The organism is Nocardia sp. NBC_00403, assembly GCF_036046055.1.
Lineage (GTDB): Bacteria > Actinomycetota > Actinomycetes > Mycobacteriales > Mycobacteriaceae > Nocardia.
On sequence record NZ_CP107939.1, the window covers coordinates 169,129 to 188,278 of the forward strand.

At 64.7% G+C, this 19,150-nt stretch carries 15 protein-coding genes; 1 reads left to right on the forward strand and 14 read right to left on the reverse strand.

Annotation, left to right across the window (positions count from 1 at the left end; all coding sequences use genetic code 11):
* Positions 1 to 86: 86 nt before the first annotated feature.
* From rpoB to rplJ, 14 genes are all read right to left on the reverse strand, one after another.
* Positions 87 to 3,596: a DNA-directed RNA polymerase subunit beta gene (gene rpoB, locus OHQ90_RS00425; protein ID WP_328406556.1), complete on the reverse strand. Its 3,510-nt coding sequence runs from the start codon at positions 3,594 to 3,596 to the stop codon at positions 87 to 89.
* A gap of 428 nt (positions 3,597 to 4,024) precedes the next feature.
* Positions 4,025 to 4,789: a hypothetical protein gene (locus tag OHQ90_RS00430; RefSeq protein ID WP_328406557.1), complete on the reverse strand. Its 765-nt coding sequence runs from the start codon at positions 4,787 to 4,789 to the stop codon at positions 4,025 to 4,027.
* Between the two features lie 12 nt (positions 4,790 to 4,801).
* Positions 4,802 to 5,581 (reverse strand): hypothetical protein, encoded by a 780-nt coding sequence (locus tag OHQ90_RS00435; RefSeq protein ID WP_328406558.1) that lies wholly within the window; start codon positions 5,579 to 5,581, stop codon positions 4,802 to 4,804.
* Between the two features lie 130 nt (positions 5,582 to 5,711).
* Positions 5,712 to 6,953 carry an MCE family protein gene (locus OHQ90_RS00440; RefSeq protein WP_328406559.1) on the reverse strand — a complete coding sequence of 414 codons (1,242 nt, stop codon included), beginning with the start codon at positions 6,951 to 6,953 and terminating at the stop codon, positions 5,712 to 5,714.
* A complete protein-coding gene (locus OHQ90_RS00445; protein WP_328406560.1) occupies positions 6,950 to 8,191 on the reverse strand; it encodes an MCE family protein in 1,242 nt (413 codons plus the stop codon). Before OHQ90_RS00445 ends, OHQ90_RS00440 begins: the two co-directional genes overlap by 4 nt.
* On the reverse strand, positions 8,191 to 9,459 hold the full coding sequence (locus tag OHQ90_RS00450; protein WP_328406561.1) for an MCE family protein: 1,269 nt from the start codon (positions 9,457 to 9,459) through the stop codon (positions 8,191 to 8,193). Before OHQ90_RS00450 ends, OHQ90_RS00445 begins: the two co-directional genes overlap by 1 nt.
* A gap of 1 nt (position 9,460) precedes the next feature.
* On the reverse strand, positions 9,461 to 10,480 hold the full coding sequence (locus tag OHQ90_RS00455; protein ID WP_328406562.1) for an MCE family protein: 1,020 nt from the start codon (positions 10,478 to 10,480) through the stop codon (positions 9,461 to 9,463).
* Entirely contained in the window at positions 10,481 to 11,557 is a 1,077-nt protein-coding gene (locus OHQ90_RS00460) for an MCE family protein (RefSeq protein ID WP_328406563.1), read from the reverse strand.
* Positions 11,554 to 12,903 carry an MCE family protein gene (locus OHQ90_RS00465; RefSeq protein WP_328406564.1) on the reverse strand — a complete coding sequence of 450 codons (1,350 nt, stop codon included), beginning with the start codon at positions 12,901 to 12,903 and terminating at the stop codon, positions 11,554 to 11,556. The genes OHQ90_RS00460 and OHQ90_RS00465 overlap by 4 nt, the downstream gene beginning before the upstream one ends.
* 34 nt (positions 12,904 to 12,937) lie before the next feature.
* Positions 12,938 to 13,771 carry an MlaE family ABC transporter permease gene (locus OHQ90_RS00470; RefSeq protein WP_328412428.1) on the reverse strand — a complete coding sequence of 278 codons (834 nt, stop codon included), beginning with the start codon at positions 13,769 to 13,771 and terminating at the stop codon, positions 12,938 to 12,940.
* A gap of 36 nt (positions 13,772 to 13,807) precedes the next feature.
* A complete protein-coding gene (locus tag OHQ90_RS00475) occupies positions 13,808 to 14,569 on the reverse strand; it encodes an MlaE family ABC transporter permease (protein ID WP_328412430.1) in 762 nt (253 codons plus the stop codon).
* Between the two features lie 44 nt (positions 14,570 to 14,613).
* Complete coding sequence (locus OHQ90_RS00480) at positions 14,614 to 15,690, reverse strand: ABC transporter ATP-binding protein (protein WP_328406565.1); 1,077 nt, start codon at positions 15,688 to 15,690, stop codon at positions 14,614 to 14,616.
* Positions 15,691 to 15,966: 276 nt separating this feature from the next.
* Positions 15,967 to 16,341, reverse strand: coding sequence for a 50S ribosomal protein L7/L12 (gene rplL, locus OHQ90_RS00485; protein WP_328406566.1), 375 nt, complete (start codon positions 16,339 to 16,341; stop codon positions 15,967 to 15,969).
* Positions 16,342 to 16,484: 143 nt separating this feature from the next.
* Entirely contained in the window at positions 16,485 to 17,030 is a 546-nt protein-coding gene (gene rplJ / locus OHQ90_RS00490) for a 50S ribosomal protein L10 (protein ID WP_328406567.1), read from the reverse strand.
* Positions 17,031 to 17,472: 442 nt separating this feature from the next.
* On the opposite strand from rplJ, the gene OHQ90_RS00495 reads away from it, so the two are divergent.
* The gene (locus tag OHQ90_RS00495; RefSeq protein ID WP_328406568.1) at positions 17,473 to 19,095 is read left to right on the forward strand and encodes an MFS transporter; all 1,623 of its coding nucleotides are present in this window, start codon (positions 17,473 to 17,475) and stop codon (positions 19,093 to 19,095) included.
* Positions 19,096 to 19,150 lie beyond the last annotated feature (55 nt).

Consider the following 19,150-nt stretch of genomic DNA (forward strand, 5'->3'; position numbering starts at 1 on the left):
TCGGGTCGAATTCGAGCAAAAAGTTCACTAGTTGGTGGAACGCGGGGCCGAATGCCGTTCGAAGTGAACGGCATCCGGCCGACCGCCTAGTTCGCCAGGTCGTCGACGGTGGCTGCTTCGTTCCTGGACAGGTTGATGCCCAGGTTCGCCGCCGCGCGCTCCAGGTCCTCGTCGTCGCCGTCGCGCATCTCGATCGCGGCGCCGTCGGAAGACAGCACCTCGACGTTGAGGCATAGGGACTGGAGTTCCTTGAGGAGCACCTTGAACGACTCCGGGATGCCCGGCTCCGGAATGTTCTCGCCCTTGACGATCGCCTCGTAGACCTTCACGCGGCCGACGACGTCATCGGACTTGATGGTGAGCAGCTCCTGCAGCGTGTAGGCGGCGCCGTAGGCCTGCATGGCCCAGCACTCCATTTCGCCGAAGCGCTGGCCACCGAACTGCGCCTTACCACCCAGCGGCTGCTGGGTGATCATCGAGTACGGGCCGGTCGAACGGGCGTGGATCTTGTCGTCGACCAAGTGGTGCAGCTTCAGGATGTACATGTAGCCGACCGCGACCGGGTACGGGAACGGCTCGCCGGAGCGGCCGTCGAACAGGGTCGACTTGCCGTTCTCGTCGACCATGCGCTCACCATCGCGGTTCGGCAGGGTCGAAGCGAGCAGACCGGTCAGCTCCTCTTCGCGGGCGCCGTCGAACACCGGGGTCGCGATGTTGGAGTCGGCAGGAGCCGCCAGCATCTCTTCCGGCAGCGCCTTGGCCCAATCCGGACGGTTCGTGCCGTCCGCGTCGGCCCCGACATCCCAGCCTGCCTTGCCGATCCACCCCAGATGGGTCTCCAAGATCTGACCGATATTCATACGACGCGGCACACCATGGGTGTTCAAAATGATGTCGACCGGGGTGCCGTCGGGCATGAACGGCATGTCCTCGGTGGGGAGGATCTTGCCGATAACACCCTTGTTGCCGTGCCGACCCGCGAGCTTGTCACCATCCTGGATCTTGCGCTTCTGCGCCACATACACGCGCACCAACTCGTTGACACCAGGAGGCAAATCGTCGTCGTCCTCACGCGAGAACACCCGGATACCGATGACCTTGCCGGACTCACCGTGGGGCACCTTCAACGAGGTGTCACGCACCTCGCGGGCCTTCTCACCGAAAATCGCGCGCAGCAGCCGCTCCTCCGGGGTCAGCTCGGTCTCACCCTTCGGGGTGACCTTCCCGACCAGGATGTCGCCGTCACGAACCTCCGCACCGATGCGGATGATGCCACGATCATCGAGATCGGCCAGCACCTCATCGGAGACGTTCGGGATATCCCGCGTGATCTCCTCGGCACCCAACTTCGTATCACGAGCATCGATCTCGTGCTCCTCGATGTGGATCGAGGTGAGGACGTCCTCTTCCACGAGACGCTGCGACAGAATGATCGCGTCCTCGTAGTTGTGGCCCTCCCACGGCATGATCGCGACGAGCAGGTTCTTGCCCAGCGCCATCTCACCGTTCTCGGTGCACGGACCATCAGCGAGCACATGCCCCTGCTCGACCCGCTGACCCTCATCGACGATCGGCCGCTGGTTGGCACACGTGCCCTGGTTCGAACGCGCGAACTTCCGCATCCGGTAGGACTTGCGAGTGCCGTCATCGGCCATCACGGTGATGTAATCGGCCGAAACTTCCTCGACCACACCGGACTTCTCGTTCACCACCACATCACCGGCATCGACCGCGGCACGCAACTCCATACCGGTGCCCACGATCGGGGACTCCGACCGGATCAACGGCACCGCCTGACGCTGCATGTTCGCACCCATCAGGGCACGGTTGGCGTCATCGTGCTCGAGGAACGGGATCATCGCGGTCGCCACCGACACCATCTGACGCGGCGACACATCCATGTAATCGACCTCAGCAGCCGAAACGAACTCGACCTCTTCACCGAGACGACGGACCAGGACCTTGTCCTCGAGGAAGCGTCCCTCGGCGTCGACCGGCGAGTTGGCCTGCGCACGGATGTGCCGGTCCTCCTCGTCGGCGGTCAGGTACACGACGTCGTCGGTGACCTTGCCCTCGACGACCTTGCGGTAGGGGGTCTCGATGAAACCGAACGGGTTGACCCGCGCATACACCGACAGCGAACCGATCAGGCCGATGTTCGGGCCTTCCGGGGTCTCGATCGGGCACATGCGGCCGTAGTGCGAGGAGTGGACGTCACGGACTTCCAGACCGGCGCGCTCACGGGACAGACCACCCGGGCCAAGGGCCGAAAGACGGCGCTTGTGGGTCAGACCCGACAGCGGGTTGTTCTGGTCCATGAACTGCGACAGCTGGGAGGTTCCGAAGAACTCCTTGATCGCGGCGACCACCGGGCGGATGTTGATCAGGGTTTGCGGCGTGATCGCCTCGACGTCCTGAGTCGTCATCCGCTCGCGGACCACGCGCTCCATGCGCGAGAGGCCGACCCGGATCTGGTTCTGGATCAGCTCGCCGACGGTGCGCAGGCGACGGTTGCCGAAGTGGTCGATGTCGTCGACCTCGACGGGAACCTCCGCGCCACCCGGCGCGGTCATCATCCGATCACCGGAGTGCAGGCGCACCAGGTACTCGATCGTGGTGACGATGTCTTCCTTGGTGAGGACCGACGCGGTGATCGGCTCGCCGAGGTGGATGCCCAGCTTCTTGTTGATCTTGTAGCGACCGACGCGCGCCAGGTCGTAGCGCTTCTCCTTGAAGAACAGGTTCTCCAGCAGGGTCTGCGCGGACTCCTTGGTCGGCGGCTCGCCCGGGCGCAGCTTCCGGTAGATGTCCAACAGCGCCTCGTCCTGACCGGCGGTGTTGTCCTTCTCCAGGGTCGACATCATGATCTCGGAGAAGCCGAAACGCTCGACGATCTCCTCGGTCGTCCAACCCAGCGCCTTCAGCAGCACGGTGACCGGCTGGCGACGCTTGCGGTCGATGCGGACACCGACGGTGTCGCGCTTGTCGACGTCGAACTCCAACCACGCGCCGCGGCTCGGAATGACGCGCACGCTGTGCAGGTCCTTTTCCGTGCTCTTGTCGACGCTGTTGTCGAAGTAGACACCCGGCGAACGCACCAGCTGCGAAACGACGACGCGCTCGGTGCCATTGATGATGAACGTGCCCTTGTCGGTCATCATCGGGAAATCACCCATGAAGACCGTCTGGCTCTTGATCTCACCGGTGTTGTTGTTGATGAACTCAGCGGTGACGAACAGCGGCGCCGCGTAGGTCATGTCCTTGTCTTTGCACTCGTCGATGGAGGCCTTGACCTCTTCGAAACGAGGATCCGAGAAAGACAGGGACATCGAGCCCGAGAAGTCCTCGATCGGCGAGAGCTCCTCGAGCACCTCCTCGAGACCCCCCGTTAGTCCGCCGTCGCCGCGGAGCGCGGCCTTTTCACGCCATGAAGGCGAACCGATCAACCATGCAAATGAGTCCGTCTGTAGATCGAGAAGTCCGGGCACCTCCAAGGGTTCACGGATCTTCGCGAAAGACACCCTCAATGGGGCTCCGGGGATTCCGGCAAGTGCCTTGGTCTGGGTGGAGACTGCCAAGATGCGTCCTTCCAGCACCTCACGCGCGTCGCGTGGTGGTCCGCGACCGTCGCTTGTCTGCTACGAATTCCGCTGGTTACAACCCGAACGAAAACCCGAACAGACAACAGCGGAAGTAACACCGGAAGGGTGGAACTCACGTGTGCGAATCGAGGTATGGACAGGAGGCAGCCAGCGCAACGTCCAAACCTACACCTACATACGCCGAGGTGTCAAAGTACCACCCGAACGAGCCTCCACGTGGCGGCGCGCCGCGACCTATATGGCTGGCGCGCCGGGCCCGAATCGCTGGCTGCGTCGGGAGCCATGGGGTGCTTGGAGCCACTGTGACAGCTGCCGCTGTTGTGAATAGCGTGACGGGTCGGGCGAAACTCGTCAAGTGGCAGCGCCGACCAGGGGCGCACCGAGATCGCCTGCCGCGCTACAAGATCACCAGGTCGAGCGGCTCAATTGCGATCGACGATGTCGCTGGCCAGCCAACGTCCGTCCTCTTTTTGCATGCGCAAAACGATCGGACCGGAGGCGCTTTCCTGCGCAACGCCGTCTTTGTTCGCGCTGACGACCATATTGACGAGCAGCTCGGCCTTGTCATCGGTGAGCAAGGTCACTCCGATCGGCTTGGCATCGACATCCGCGCTGGTCTGGGCCTGTTTGATGGCGGCGATATTGGTGTCGGCGTACTTGTCGAAGTCGGTCAGCATCTGCCCGGTCACCACCTGGTGCACCGCATCCTTGTAGCCGTCGAGCTTCTTCACGTCGTAGGCGAACACGGTGCGCAGCGCGTGCTCCGCGGCGGCGCTCACTTCTTCGGTGGCCTTGGTCTGCACGAACGCCTGGTTCGAATCGTCGACGCCGGGCCGGAAGGCCGCCAGCACCGCGAAACCGGCGAGCAGCACCGTGGCGACGCCACCCGCAATGACAACCCCCCAGCCGGTGTTCGAGCGCCGCAGTGGCCGCCGAGCAGGCCGCTGCTCGACGTCGTGCTGCGGTGGCGTGCCGGATTCGACCGCCTCGGTGTTGCCGGCGACTTTAGGACGGCGGGTCCTCGCGGTGCGCGGCTCATCGGCGACCCGGGTCTTGCCGGTCGGCCTGCGGTTCGGCGCGGCAGGCTCCGCGGCCCGCCGGTTGCGCGCTCCCGCGCCTGCGACCGCCCGGTCGGTTGCAGCCCGATTCCTGGGCGTTACGCGGTTGACGGGTCGTTTGGATGCCATGAATCGGTCCTCCTACGAGCCGGGCTTGGTCGGGGGCGCGGGTGCGGGTGCGGGGGCACCGGGCGCTTGCGGCGCACCGGGCGTACTACCCGGTTTCGGTGCGTCCAGCGGCACCGGCTGCCCGAGCGATTCCGCCTTCTCCGCCTTCCAGACCTCGCCCTCCTTGATCATGTTCAGCGTCCAGGACTGCCGGAAGCTGACCGGCGCGGTGTCGGGCACGCTGCGTGTCACCTGCAGCACCACCAGCGCCGATGCCCGGTCCCGCTCGGAGTTCAACGAGGTAAGGGCCGCACCGAGCACCTTCGACTCCAGCTTGGTCTTGGACTCCGAAGCCGTCGTCCGCAGCTGTTGCTGCCCCTTGGTCGCCTCGTCGAGCAATTGGCCGGTCATCGAGGACTGGATCATCGCGATCGAGCCGTCCACATCGGCCGGGTTGATCGACATCAGATTGATCGCGGCCTGCCTGGCATCGGTGAGCGCGGCATCACGCGCCTCGGTGCGCGGACCGTCGGTGAAGAACGCGGCACGCACCCAGCCCCCGCCGAACCAGGCCGCGGCGACCAGCGCGATCACCAGCGCGGCGGCGGCCACCACGGTGACGACGAACGGCGGCCGCCCGGCCGCGGCATCGGCGGGCACGGAATCGACCGCACGCGTCGCCGGCTCCGCTGTGGACTGTTCAGCGGTCGGCGACTCGGCGGCGGCCTCCGTGGGGACAGCCGCCGCGGCGTCGGATTCCGTGGAATCGGGCGCGTTGGGTTCCGGCTGTTCCGTGGAAAGATCGGGACTCACGACTTCACCTCGCTGACGCTCGGTTCCGTCGTGCCCCGTGGCGCTGTGCCTATAGTTCGCTCGCTGCGCTCACTCACGACTGCACACCCTAACGTCAGTAATTATTGCGGCGACGCCGCGTCGGTCCTGGTCACCGCTTCGGCGTGACCCCCAGCAGGGTGGCCATCTGAACAGCGATCGGGTTGAGGTTCAGCTTTTCCGGGTCGGTCTTCGGGTTGGAATCCCACGGCTGCACGATGCTCGGGTCGGCGAGATCGGCCCGCGCGCCACCGCGCACCGCGGTCGGATTACCAAACGGCACAGTGCATTTCGCGTCCCGGTTGAACGGGAACTCGTCACGCGTGTCGTCGAAATCCGGATTCTCCCGCTTCATCTGCTCGAGGATCCGCTGGGTCCCCTCGTAGCCCAACGTGCACGCGGGCGGGTTATTGGCTTCGAGGACGAGACCGAAGTGGCTGGTGCCGTCGCCGGGGGCGGTGGAGGAGGCGCCGATGGACAGCGACGGCAGCATGATCAGCAGCGGCCGCAGCGCGTAGAACTTCGGCGAGATGGACTGCAACAGCTGGCGCAGATTCGCCAGGTCCTCGGTCAGTGCGGGGCCACTCTCGCTGAGCAGCGCGCCGATCTGGTCACTTGCGTCCGTTCCCGTCCCGATCAGCCTGCGCAGATCGGGGTCGCTGGACCGCAGCTGAGCGGTCAACAGATCGAGGCCATTGCTGAATCGGCGGATCGCGCCGTCCTGCTCGGCCTGGGTGCCGAGCGCGATGCGGCCGTCCTTGATCAGCTGAATCGTTTGCGGCAGCGTCTCGTTGAACGTGACGGTGAATTTGTTCAGCGAGTCGACGAAAACCTGCAGATCGTCGCCCTTGCCGTTGAACGCTTTGCCGAGCTCGGTGACGGTGGTGTTCAGCGCGGCCAGGTCGACCGAGCTGGTGAACGAGTCCACACTGCCGATCAGTTCCTCGATCGATACCGGTGTCGTCGCCGAGGTGATCACCGAGCCGTCGCGCAGATAGGGACCGCGATCGGAATCGGGCTGCAGATCCAGGTATTGTTCGCCGATGGCGGAGCGGTTGGCAACGACGGCCTTGGCCGAGGCCGGGATATCCGGCGAGCTCGAGTCGATGACGAGGTTCATCACCACGCCCTTGTCGGAGAGCTCCAGATCGCCGACCCGGCCGACCGGAACGCCACGGTAGGTCACCTCGGCGCCCTTGTAGATGCCGCCGGTCTGCGCCGTCTCCACCTTCACGGTGTACAGACCGAAGCCGAGCATATTGTCCAGGCGGATGTACTTGGCGCTGACGAGCACCACACCCACCACCGCGACCACGACGAAGAGGATCAGCTGATTACGGACAAGGCGGGTCATCGCGGACCACCTCCCACACCGAGTTGGTCGAGAATCGCACCGAGCGGATTCGTCGGCGGCGCAACGCCGTTCGCGGGCGCGAAGGCCATGTTCGGCGGCAGCGGCAGGATCGAGACCGTGGGCCAGCCCGGTCGCGGACCGTTCCCGTTGTAGTACGGGTTGGTCGGGTTGATCACCGGCGTCGGACCCGTTTTCGGCGGGATGTACACCGGATCACCCTTGCCGACGCCGAGATTGCTCAGCGTCACGCCGATCTGCTGGTCCACCGACAGCCAGGTGTTCACCTGACCACCGAAGGTGCCCTCCAGCGTCGAGTCGGGGAACGGGTAGGTCGGCACCAGCGGCAGCGCCGTGACCAGATCCGGCGCCGCGCGGCCGAGCTCCTGCAGTGTCGGACGCAGTGCACGCAGATCGGTGATCAGATCGTTCTTCGAGCGGTCCAGCACCTCGAACCCGGCCTGGCCGACCCGATCGAGCTGGGCCAGCATCGAAATAAGCTGCGGGCGTTGCTCATTGAGGATCTTGATACCCTCGGGCAGTTCGTCGAGGATCTTGCCGATCTGATCGGTCTGGGTGGCCACCCGGCCGCTCAGTGTCGCGAGACCATCGATGGCCCTGGTGATGTTGTCGACCTGCGCGTCCAGTCCTGCGATGAGCGTGTTCGCCTGATCGAGCAGCGAACGCACCTTGTCCTCGCGGCCGCCCAACGTCCGGTTCAGCTCGGTGACGATGGGCTGCAGCTGCGCGACGCCACCACCGTTGAGCAGCAACGACATCGCGCCGAGCACCTGCTCGATTTCGGTGGCGTGCCGGGTATTGGCGACCGGGATCACCGAGCCGTCGGTGAGCTTCTTCGGGTCCGGATCCGCGGTGGGCCTGGTCAGCTCGATGAATTTCTCACCGAGCAGATTGGTCTGCTTCACCTCCGCCTTCGCGTTGGCGGGCAGCTCGACCGAGGAGTTCACCACGGTCCGCACGCTCGCGGTCCACTGGTCCTTGCCGATGACGATCTCCTCCACCCGACCCACCGGCACGCCTTCGAGCTTGACCGCCGACTGCGGCACCAGGTCGAGCACATCGTCGAACTGGATCTCGATATGCATCGGGTGCGCGCCGACATCCGCGCCACCCGGCAGCGGGACGCTGTAGATGCCGTTGGAGGCGCACGAGGCCACCAGCAGGCCGACCGCGCTCAGCGCCACGGCCGCTGCGCCCTTGCGAATCGTGTTGCGGCTCATCACCGGCCACCTCCCTGCGACGGCGGAAGCTGATCGGACGGGGTGCCCGGCACGGTCCCCGGCACCGGGGCGCGCTGCTCGTTCTCGCCACTGAGGATGCCGAACGGCAGGATCAGCGTTGGCGTCTTCACGCCCGCGGTGATCTGGTCGGTGATCTCCTTGCAGTGGTCGAGCAGCGGTCGCATCTGCTTGCCGATGGCCTCGAACTTCGGATCGCCCGGCATCAGCTTGCTCAGATCGAGCATCTTGCACACCGCACCGAACGGATCTTGCAGATCGGTGAAGTTGGCGCGCATGTCGAGCGTGCCCGATTCGCCGTTGTGCACATTGATCAGATTGCTCAGCGCCAGCGGCAGCACCGGAAGCGCGGCGGCGAGATCATCGCGCTTGTCGGCGAGGGTCTTGGTGAGCTCGGTGAGCGCCTGCGCGTTGTCGGCGATCAGGTCGCGGTTGTCGTCGATGAACCGGGCGACATCGCCGAGGCCGACCGACAGCAGGTTCAACGCTTCACCGAGGTTCTGCCGCTCGCCGGCGAGGAACCCGGACAGATCCGCGAGCTGCGCGTTGAATTGACGCACCTGCGAGTCGTTCTGGGCCAGCATGGTCACGAAGCTCTGCAGGTTCTTCACGGTGTCGAAGATGTCCCCGCGCGCGTCGGACAGGTAGCGCGCCGCCCGCGAGAGCTGCGTGATGCTGTTGGCGAGCGCCTCGCCGTTGCCTGCCAGGTTCGCCGCCGACGTGCGCACCAGCTCGTTCACCGCGCCCTCGGCGTTGGCGCCGTTGGGGCCCAACGCATCCGACAGCTCGGTGATGCTCTTGTACAGCTGGTCGACCTCCACCGGGGTGACCGTGCGGTCCCGCGGAATGGTCGCGGTGCGGCCCATTTTCGGCCCGCCGGTGTACACCGGCGTCAGCTGGATGAATCGGTCGGAGACCACCGAGGGGGTGATCTGCGCGGCCTTGGCGTCGGCGGGCACGTCGTATTTCCGGTCGACATCCATGACGACCCTGACCTGGTCGCCCAGCGGCTCGACCGAGGCGACCCGTCCCACCGGCACCCCGAGCACCCGCACGTCGGAACCCTCGTAGATGCCGACCGATCGATCGAAGTAGGCGGTGATCTTGGTGGTGGTCATCCGATCGAACAGCCACCACAACACACCCGCCGCCAGCAGGGCAGCGACCACCACCACGGCGATGGCCGCCTTGGTGCCGCGACTGGAGGACCGCAGTGCGGTCAAGGGCTCACCGCGCCAGCTCGTCGCCATGTCAGTTACCTTCCAGAGGGCCGAAAGAACGCACCGGCGGCCGATCACCGGGAATTTCCGGCAGGCCCGGCGGAAGCAGGTTGACGATCACCGCGTCGAACCAGCGACCGGTGCCGAGCACGTTGGCGTAGAGGCCGTAGAACGGCGCCGCGAGTTCCAATGTCTTGGAGATGTTCTGCTGGTTGGCGTTGAGCAGGTCGATGGAGGCCTTCAGATTGGTCAGGGCCGGGCCGATCTGCTCCTGGTTGTCGTGCACCAGCGCGCTGAGTTCGGCCGCCACCGTCTTGGCTCCGGTGAGCAACTGCGAGATCGACTGCTGACGAACATTGAGCTCGGTCAGCAACTGCCCGCCCGAGGCGAGCAGCCGCTCGAACTCGGCATTGCGATCCGCGAGCACCTGGGTGGTCTGCTTGGTCGCGGCGAACATCCGCTTGAGCTCTTGGTCGCGCTTGCCGAGGGTCTCCGAGAGCCTGGCGACACCATCGATGGAACTGCGGATCTCCGGCGGCGTGGTGGCGAATGCCTCCGACAGCACCCGCATGCTGGTGGCCAGCTGCGTGGTGTCGATCTCGTCGATGTTCTTTGCCGCATCACTGAACGCATCCACCACGTCGTACGGAGAAAGCGTGCGCGACAACGGGATTCGCTTGCTCGGATCGGCGGGCTCGGAGCCCTTCGGGTCCAGCGCCAGGTACTTCTGCCCCAGCACGGTCTTGATCTGGATGGAGGCGGTCGTCTCGTTGCCGACCCAGGCGTCCTTGGTGCGGAAGTCGATGAGCACCCGGTCACCGGCCAGCCGGACATCCGACACTGCACCGACCTTGACGCCGGCGATGCGGACTTCGTTGCCCTTCTTGATGCCCGCCGCCTCGGAGAACTCGGCGGTGTACCTGGTGCCTGCGCCGATGATCGGCAGCCGGTCCAGGAAGAACGCGGAGATCGTCACCAGCAGCACCATCACGAGGCCGAGCACACCCATGAATGCGGGGCTGCGCTTGCCGAGCAGGATCCGGTCGTCCATCTAGCGGCCCTTCCCGTGGCAGCGCGGCGCGGCGTTGGTGTAGAGCGGCTGGTTGATCGTCGGCATCCCGGCCGGGAGGTTGAGCTGCGGCGCATCCGGCACACCCGGTCCGACGACGATGTCGATACCGCACAGATAGAACTGGAACCACGAGCCGTAACTGCCGACGCGGCCGAGCTTCTCCATCTTGATCGGGAGGTTGTGCAGCACCTCGTTCACGTCGTCCTTGCGCTCGTTGAGGGTGCCGGTGAGCTGGTTGAGCCCGGCAATCGAACCCTGCAGCGACGGCCGGGTCGGGACAAGCAGATCCGAGGTCGCCGAGGCCAGGTTGCCCAGCGAGGTCACCGAACGGCCGATGGTGTCGCGCTCGGCGGCGAGCCCGCTGACCAACGCCTCGGTATTGACGATCAGCTGGTCGAAGTTGTCCTCGCGCTGGTTGACCGTTTCCAGCACGGCGGTCAGGTTCTTCACCAGTTCCCCGATGACGGCGTCCTTGTCCGCGATCTTGTTCGTCAGGCTCGCGGTGCTGGTCACCAAATCTTTGATGGTGCCCTGCTCGCCCTGGAACACCTGGATGATCTCGAAGGACAGCTTGTTCACGTCGTCGGCGGTGAGCGTGTGGAACAGCGGTCGGAAGCCATTGAACAGCGTGGTCAGATTCAATGCCGGACGCGTGTGCTCCAGCGGAATCGTCGCGCCCTTGTTGATCTTGCGGCCCTGCTCGCCCGCCCCCTGCTCGAGCGCGATATAGCGCTGGCCGACCAGGTTGCGGTATCGGATGGTCGCCGTAGTCGAGGCGGGCAGCCAATTGCGGTCGGCCAGTTCGAATTTCACCTCGGCCAGCCGCTTGTCCACAATCGAGACGTCGGTGACCTTGCCGACCCGCACACCCGCGATGCGCACCTCGTCGCCCGGGTTCAGCGAGGTGACATCGGTGAACCTGGCCTTGAACTCGGTACCGCCACCGCTGTAGTTCGCGATGGACAGGCCGAGCATCGTGGTCGCGAAAAGGGTGACGATGACGAAGATGATCAGCTTGGTCAGCGGCGATCCCACGCCACGCAGCTTCTGTTTCATCGCACGCTCACCTCACTTCCGCGGAATGCCGGCGCCCCGATCCGAGTCACCCAGCTGGGCACCTGTTCCGGCGAAACATCGTTGGCCGCACCGTAGATCGCGCCGAGGGTCTGCTGCTCCAGTGGCGAATTCGCCGTGGTCGGCGCACTGCCTGCCGGGTAGACGCCGAACTGCGGAGTCTCGAAGTATCCGGTGTTCTGGTCACCGGGGTTGCGGCTCGGCACCTGATACGAACCCTCGTTGGCGGAACCACCGGTGTACTGACCGGGGTCGACGCCGAGCGGGTACTCCGGAACGCACCACGGCCCCCTGGTGTCCAGCCAGCGCGGCTCGTCCTGGTTGGGCAGATACTTGCCGCGGGTGTTGACCAGTTCGATGGTCACCCGCGAGCCGGGCCGATCGGTGCCTTTGCCGAAGAGGCGGTCGATGCGCGGCTTCATCTTCGCGAAGTTCGCCAGCGCGCACGCGTAGGTGGGCGAGTAGGTCGCCAGCAGTTCGAGCGCGGGCCGGGAGTCGACGGCCAGATCGATGATGTTGTCGTGGTTGGCGAGGAAGAAGTCGGCGGTGGTGGCCGCGGTGGGGGTCAGTGAAGCTATCAACGTGTCGATCTGCGAGCGCTTCTGCACGATGGTCGCGTTGGTGGTGCGCAGATTGTTCAGCGCGTCGATCAGCTGCGGCGCGGCATCGGAGTAGGTCGCGGCCACGTCGGCAAAGCTCGCAAGATCCTGTTGCAGATCCGGCATCACCACGTTGACCTCGCGGAAGATGTTGTCCAGCTTGTCGATCGTCTCGCCGAGCGCAAGACCCTGACCCGACAGCGCCTGCGACAGCGAGCCGAGGGTGGCGGCCAGATCCTGCGGCGGAATCGCCTGCAGCAGTGGCAGCAGATCGTCGAGCAGCTTGCTGATCTCGATCGCGTTGCCGCTGGTGTCCTGGTGCAGGGTGACGCCATTGGTCAGATGCTGGGCGCTGGGATCGTCCGGGATCACCAGATCCACGTACCGCTCCCCGAACAGCGTCTTGGGCAGCAGCCGGGCCGTCGCGTTCACCGGAATCTGTTCGGCCTTGCCGGGATCCAGCGCCAGCGCCAAGGTCACCTTGCCGCCCTCGGACTGGCTGGAACGGACTTCACCGACATGGACGCCGCGGACCTTGACGTCCGCATTGCGGGTGAGCGCGTTGCCGACGCTGTCGGTGATGAGGTCGACCTCGACGGTCTTCACGAACTGCTTGTTGTAGATCGCGACGGTGGTCCAGAGGAACAGCGCGCAGATCACGAAGAATGCGATACCGAGAACCCGGACCCGCACCTTCTCGGTAGACCGCCAGGCCTGAACGGAACTCATGACCGAGCCTCACTTCGCTCGCCACGGATGCGGCTCATCCCGCGACCCGCACTGTCGTGGTTGTTCCCCAGATCGCCAGGCTCAGGAAGAAGTCGAGCACATTCACGAGCACGATCGCCGCACGCACCGCCCGGCCGACCGCGACACCGACGCCGGCGGGACCGCCGGTGGCGTGGAAGCCGTAATAGCAATGCACCATGATGATCACGAACGCGAATACCAGCACTTTGAGGAACGAATACAACACGTCCTCTGGTGGAAGGAAAAGGCTGAAATAGTGGTCGTAGGAGCCGCTGGATTGCCCGTTGAACCAAATGCTGATCATTCGCGATGCCAGGAATGTGCCGAGCAGGCCGACGATGTACAGCGGAATGACCGCGAGGAATCCCGCGATCACACGGGTAGAGACCAGGAACGGCACACCCGGCACCGCCATCACCTCGAGCGCGTCGATTTCCTCGGAAATGCGCATCGCGCCGAGCTGGGCGGTGAAACCACAACCCACCGTTGCCGATAGCGCCAGCGCCGCCACCAGCGGCGCGATCTCGCGGGTGTTGATATAGGCGGTGAGGAAGCCGGTCAGCACCGAGCTGCCGAGTGAGTCCAGCGCCTTGAAGCCCTGCAGGCCGACCACAACGCCGACCGAGCCGGACATGAACACGATGACACCGATGGTGCCGCCGATCACCGCGAGTGCGCCGCTGCCGAAGGTCACCTCGGCGAGCAGCCGCATGACCTCCTTGCGGTAATGCACCGCGGTCCGCGGAATCCAGGCGATGGCGCGGGAGTAGAACGACATCTGCTCACCGGCGCGATCGACCATGTTCAGTGGCATACGCACGATTTCGCCCGCCCGGCGGGCAGTCATGGCCAGGGCCGGGCTGCGGTACGAAGTGGCCACGGGTCAGGCGCCCTTGGCGGGGACGACCTGGAGATATACCAGGGTCAGCACCAGGTTCACGAAGAACAACACCAGGAACGTGATCACCACCGCTTGGTTCACCGCGTCACCGACTCCTTTCGGGCCCCCTTTGGGATGCAACCCCTTGTACGCGGCAATCACGCCGGCGAGCAGACCGAACACGAGCGCCTTGATCTCACCGATCCACAGGTCCGGCAACTGCGCCAGCGCGGAGAACGAGGCCAGGTAGGCGCCCGGCGTACCGCCCTGCAGCAGCACATTGAAGAAATAGCCACCCGCGATGCCGACCACCGACACCAGACCGTTGAGCAGCACGGCCACCAGGGTCATGCCGAGGACGCGTGGCACCACCAGCTTCTGGACCGGATCCACGCCGAGCACCTCGAGCGCGTCGATCTCCTCGCGGATGGTGCGCGAACCGAGGTCGGCAGCGACCGCCGACCCGGCCGCGCCCGCGATGATCAAGGCGGTGACGACCGGGGCAGCCTGCTGCACGGTAGCGAGCACGCTGGTTGCTCCGGTGAAAGATTCGGCTCCCAGTTGCTTGATCAGCGAGCCGGTCTGTAGCGCAACAACTGCGCCGAACGGGATTGCCACCAGTGCGCTCGGCAAAATCGAAACACTCGCGATAAACCACGACTGCTCGATGAATTCGCGCAACTGGAACGGCCGCTTGAACGTCTTGCGCAGCACGTCGATAAAGAGCGCAAAGATGTTGCCGGCCTGGGCAAACCCTGACTCCATTGGAGTCCGCAATCGCGCCAGGGTGGAGTTCACGATCGCAGATGTTACCCGTTAGTTGTGTTGTGGCGCACGGTTGTGTCGTATGTGCCACCTTGATAACCTGCTGGGTCGCCGCTGTTATAGGTCAGCACCTGCGTGTCGTCGTTCTCCGCAAGTGACTCACGAATCGCAACCTGCGCCTGGTGTGGCAGGGTGTGCATGATCTCGCGGACCCGCTCCTTGCGACGATGCACGGCCTGTCGCACCGGCATGCCGGGCTCGGCCTTCATCTGCGGGATGATGCCCTCGACCTCTTCGGCGCCGCCGTGGTGATGGCCGGCGTCGACGAGCGCCTGCTCGCGCGCCATCTGCGCCTCGTCCTTTTCCTCGCTCATACCGATCGGGCCGATCATGCGGCCGTTGAGGAACTGCTTGACCACGGGCTCGTCGCTGGTGAGCAGCACCTCGCGCGGGCCGAACATGACCAGCTGACGACGGAACAACATGCCGATGTTGTCCGGCACCGTGCGCGCCAGGTTGATGTTGTGCGTGACGATCAGGATCGTCGCGTCGATCTGCGCGTTGATATTGAGCAGCAGCTGGCTCAGGTACGAGGTGCGGACCGGGTCGAGGCCGGAGTCCGGCTCGTCGACCAGGATGATCTGCGGGTCCAGCACCAGGGCGCGGGCCAGGCCCGCTCGCTTGCGCATACCGCCCGAGATCTCGCCGGGCAGCTTGTTCTCGGCCCCGAGCAGACCGGTCAGCTCCAGCTTCTCCATGACGACCTTGCGGATATCCGACTCGGACTTCTTGGTGTGCTCGCGCAGCGGGAAGGCGACATTGTCATAGAGATTCATCGAGCCGAACAGCGCGCCGTCCTGGAACAGCACGCCGAAGAGCTTGCGAATCTCGTAGAGCTCCTTATTGGAGCACGTGGTGATGTCGGTGCCGCCGATATAGATGGAGCCTCGCTCCGGGCGCAGCAAACCGATCAACGACTTGAGAAAGACGGACTTACCGGTACCCGAGGGACCGAGTAGGGCGCTGACCTCGCCCGAGGGCAGTGTCAGCGAGACATCCTGCCAAATTCGCTGTGAACCAAAAGACTTGGTAACACCCTCGGTCCTGACCTCGACGCCCACGCCAACCTCCACAATTCTCAGCGAGCAGCCCACCGGCGTACCACGCAATTCGGCTGTCGCGGTGTGTCGCATCACAGTGGGTTCGGTCACTGTAGCCCATGGGCGAGACCCGGCACACCCCAACCTGACTGAAGAGTAACCCCGAAACGCTCACGATAATCGCACCACGGTCGCGTGCGTTCGGACAAAGCAAACGGGCGGTCCCCAATGGGGACCGCCCGTTCGGCGAAGTAGTCGCAGGCGACTGCTCGCGGGTTACTCGAAAAGACGAGCGAATTACTTGACGGAGACCTTGGCGCCGGCCTCTTCCAGCTTCGCCTTGGCAGCCTCGGCGGCGTCCTTGGCGACCTTCTCCAGGATCGGCTTCGGGGCGCCCTCGACCAGGTCCTTGGCTTCCTTCAGGCCCAGGCCGGAGACGATCTCACGGACCACCTTGATGACCTGGATCTTCTTGTCGCCCGCACCCTCGAGGATGACGTCGAACTCGTCCTGCTCTTCGGCGGCCTCGACCGGCGCGGCGCCGACAGCGGCGACGGCGACCGGAGCAGCGGCGGTGACCTCGAACTTCTCTTCGAACTTCTTGACGAAGTCCGACAGCTCGAGCAGGGTCATGTTGCCGAAGGTCTCGAGCAGTTCGTCAACGTTGGCCATGATGTTGTTCCTTTCGGTAGTTGATGTCTATGAGGGCGAGCCGCACGCGAATCACCCGCTGTGTTCAATTTGCGGCCTTCGCGGGACCCTGCGTGGTTACGCTGGCGCTTCCGCCTCCGGGCCCGTCGCTCACGCCGCGGGGGTTATTCAGCAGCAGCGGTTTCGCCACCGGATTCGGCCTGCTTCTTCTCCACGAGCGCGGCGGCCAGGCGGGCCACCTGCGATGCGGGAGCGTTGAACAGACCGGCGGCCTTCGCCATGTTGCCCTTCATCGCGCCGGCCAGCTTGGCCAGCAGGACCTCGCGGGACTCGAGGTCGGCGATCTTCTCGACCTCGGCAACGGACAGCGCAGCGCCGTCCATGTACCCGCCCTTGATGATGAGCGCCTTGTTGTCCTTGGCGAAGGTCTTGAGGGCCTTCGCTGCGTCGACCGGCTCGCCCTGAATGAAGGCGATGGCGGTCGGTCCGACGAACAAGTCGTCCAGGCCTTCGACGCCCGCTTCCGCGGCCGCACGCTTGACCAGGGTGTTCTTGGCGACGGAGTACGTGGCGCCCGCGCCGAGCGCGCGACGCAGATCGGTGAGCTTGCCGACCGAAAGACCACGGTATTCCGTGACAACGGTGGCGGTCGAGCTCTTGAACTGCTCCGCAATCTCTTCGACCGCAGTGACCTTCTCGGGTTTTGCCATACTTCGCCTCCTCTCTGGATGTCGGTTCGTATATACGAACTACCAAGCACCAGGGGCCAGCGATAAAGCAAACGCCCCGAACGCAGAGCGTTCCGGGGCGCAATACAGGATCGACCCGAGTAATACTCGGACCAATTCCCAGCCTCAGATCTCCCTGCGTGGGCCGCCGGCTATTGCCGGACCTTCGACCGATCCCAGGCGGGAACGGCGACCAACGGTCTTCGGTAGAACGGATTGGGTAGCGATCGAACTCGTCGATAACTGTCGTTCAGAGTACCTGCCAGGGTCACCATCTGCCAAAACGGGCTCTCCATGGGGCCGAATCGCCCCCCTCCCGACGTCGAATTGTTGTGTGTCATCTCACAATTCACGGCGCTTTGCGGTCGACATCTCCGCCAAAAAGTGTTACCAACGGTGACAGATATTGCTTGACTGCTGAACTATGGCAACCTCCATAGTCGATCCACCGGTGCCGCTGGAACAACGCACGCACCGCTTCGCCGCACTCGCCGTGATCTGCCTGGCAGAGCTGCTGGTCGTCCTCGACAACACCATCGTCAACGTGGCCCTACCCTCCCTCGGCGTCGAGCTGGCGACCGGCGTCAGCGGACTGCAATGGGTCGTCGACGCCTACACACTGACCTTTGCCGGACTACTGCTCGCCTTCGGAAACCTCGGCGACCGCTACGGCCGCCGCCGGGTGATGATGATCGGCCTGGCCGGCGTGGCCGTCATGTCGATCGGCGGCGCGCTATCGGATTCCATGGGCAGCGTCATCACCGCCCGTGCCGCCATGGGCGTGTTCGCCGCCGCCGTCTTCCCCGCGACGCTCGCGCTCATCATCAATATCTTCACCGATCGTCGCGAACGAGCCCTCGCCATCGCCGCGTGGACCGCCATGGCCGGATTCGCCATCGCCATCGGCCCCATCTCGGGAGGCTGGCTGCTGGAACACTTTTCGTGGCATTCGGTGTTCTGGATCAACGTTCCGGTGGCGCTGCTGGCCATGACCGCGACGCTGATCTGGGTGCCCGAATCGCGCTCCTCGCAGGTAGGGCGGCTGGATCCGGCAGGCATCGGGTTGTCCATCGCGGGTATCACGCTGCTGGTCTGGTCCATCATCGAGGCGCCGCGCTTCGGCTGGACATCAGTGACCACGCTCGGCGCCGGCGCATTCGGCGTCGCATTGCTTGCCGCATTCGTCACCTGGGAACTGCGCACCAGCACACCAATTCTCGATATGACGCTGTTCGGCAATCGGCGATTCTCGCTGCCCGCCTTGTCGATCGCGATCGGCTCCTTCTCGATGTTCGGATTCCTGTTCCTCATCACACAGTACTTCCAAGGCGTGCGCGAATACACACCGCTCGAATTCGGTATCGCCTCACTGCCGTTCGCATTCTCGGTGGCGATCGGCGCGCCGATCGCAACCCTGCTCGCACAACGACTCGGCACCACGCCCGTCATCGTGTTCGGCCTGCTGCTCACCGGCCTCGGCCTCTACCTCGGTGGCCAGGTGACAGTCGACAGCCCTTACCTCACCGACGTGCTGCCGTCCATGGTGTCGATGGCGCTCGGCTTGGCCATCGTGCAGGGCCCGGCCACCGAATCGATCATGTCGTCACTCCCGCTCGACGAGGCGGGCGCGGGTTCGGCGGTCAACGACACCACCCGCGAGATCGGCGGCACCCTCGGTGTCGCGGTGCTCGGATCAATTGTGGCGTCGTATTACACGACTCGCGTTTCGCCGCTCATCGACCGCGTACCCGCCGGGATGATGGACGCCAACGAGCGGAGTCTGGTGAAGGCGAGCCCGCTCAGCGTGCTCGAGATGCGCAAACGGGAGTTGGCCCCATTCTTCGAGGCACAGCGCGAGAACCTGATCACGGCGATGAAGACCGCGGCGCTGCAGGGTTCGCACGCGGCATCCCTGGTGGCCGCCGGTGCGGTGGTCGTGTGCGCGGTGATCGTCGCAATCTTCCTGCCGTGGGGCGTGCAAGAAGGCGAGTCGGTGCTGCTCGGATGGCGGAAAACCGCAGGAAATCAGGAAGATTCGTCCGACTAGAAACTCGCTCATCACAGTGAACGCCCCGTCGTTCCGGCTTGCGCCGGGAAAACGG

Coding starts and splice junctions, on each gene's coding strand:
- OHQ90_RS00475 (WP_328412430.1), bottom strand. CDS start 14,569: ATGGAGTCAGGGTTTGCCCAGGCCGGCAACATCTTTGCGCTCTTTATC.
- OHQ90_RS00460 (WP_328406563.1), bottom strand. CDS start 11,557: ATGAAACAGAAGCTGCGTGGCGTGGGATCGCCGCTGACCAAGCTGATC.
- OHQ90_RS00450 (WP_328406561.1), bottom strand. CDS start 9,459: ATGGCGACGAGCTGGCGCGGTGAGCCCTTGACCGCACTGCGGTCCTCC.
- rplL (WP_328406566.1), bottom strand. CDS start 16,341: ATGGCCAACGTTGACGAACTGCTCGAGACCTTCGGCAACATGACCCTG.
- OHQ90_RS00470 (WP_328412428.1), bottom strand. CDS start 13,771: ATGACTGCCCGCCGGGCGGGCGAAATCGTGCGTATGCCACTGAACATG.
- OHQ90_RS00495 (WP_328406568.1), top strand. CDS start 17,473: ATGGCAACCTCCATAGTCGATCCACCGGTGCCGCTGGAACAACGCACG.
- OHQ90_RS00440 (WP_328406559.1), bottom strand. CDS start 6,953: ATGACCCGCCTTGTCCGTAATCAGCTGATCCTCTTCGTCGTGGTCGCG.
- OHQ90_RS00445 (WP_328406560.1), bottom strand. CDS start 8,191: ATGAGCCGCAACACGATTCGCAAGGGCGCAGCGGCCGTGGCGCTGAGC.
- OHQ90_RS00430 (WP_328406557.1), bottom strand. CDS start 4,789: ATGGCATCCAAACGACCCGTCAACCGCGTAACGCCCAGGAATCGGGCT.
- OHQ90_RS00455 (WP_328406562.1), bottom strand. CDS start 10,480: ATGGACGACCGGATCCTGCTCGGCAAGCGCAGCCCCGCATTCATGGGT.
- rplJ (WP_328406567.1), bottom strand. CDS start 17,030: ATGGCAAAACCCGAGAAGGTCACTGCGGTCGAAGAGATTGCGGAGCAG.
- OHQ90_RS00465 (WP_328406564.1), bottom strand. CDS start 12,903: ATGAGTTCCGTTCAGGCCTGGCGGTCTACCGAGAAGGTGCGGGTCCGG.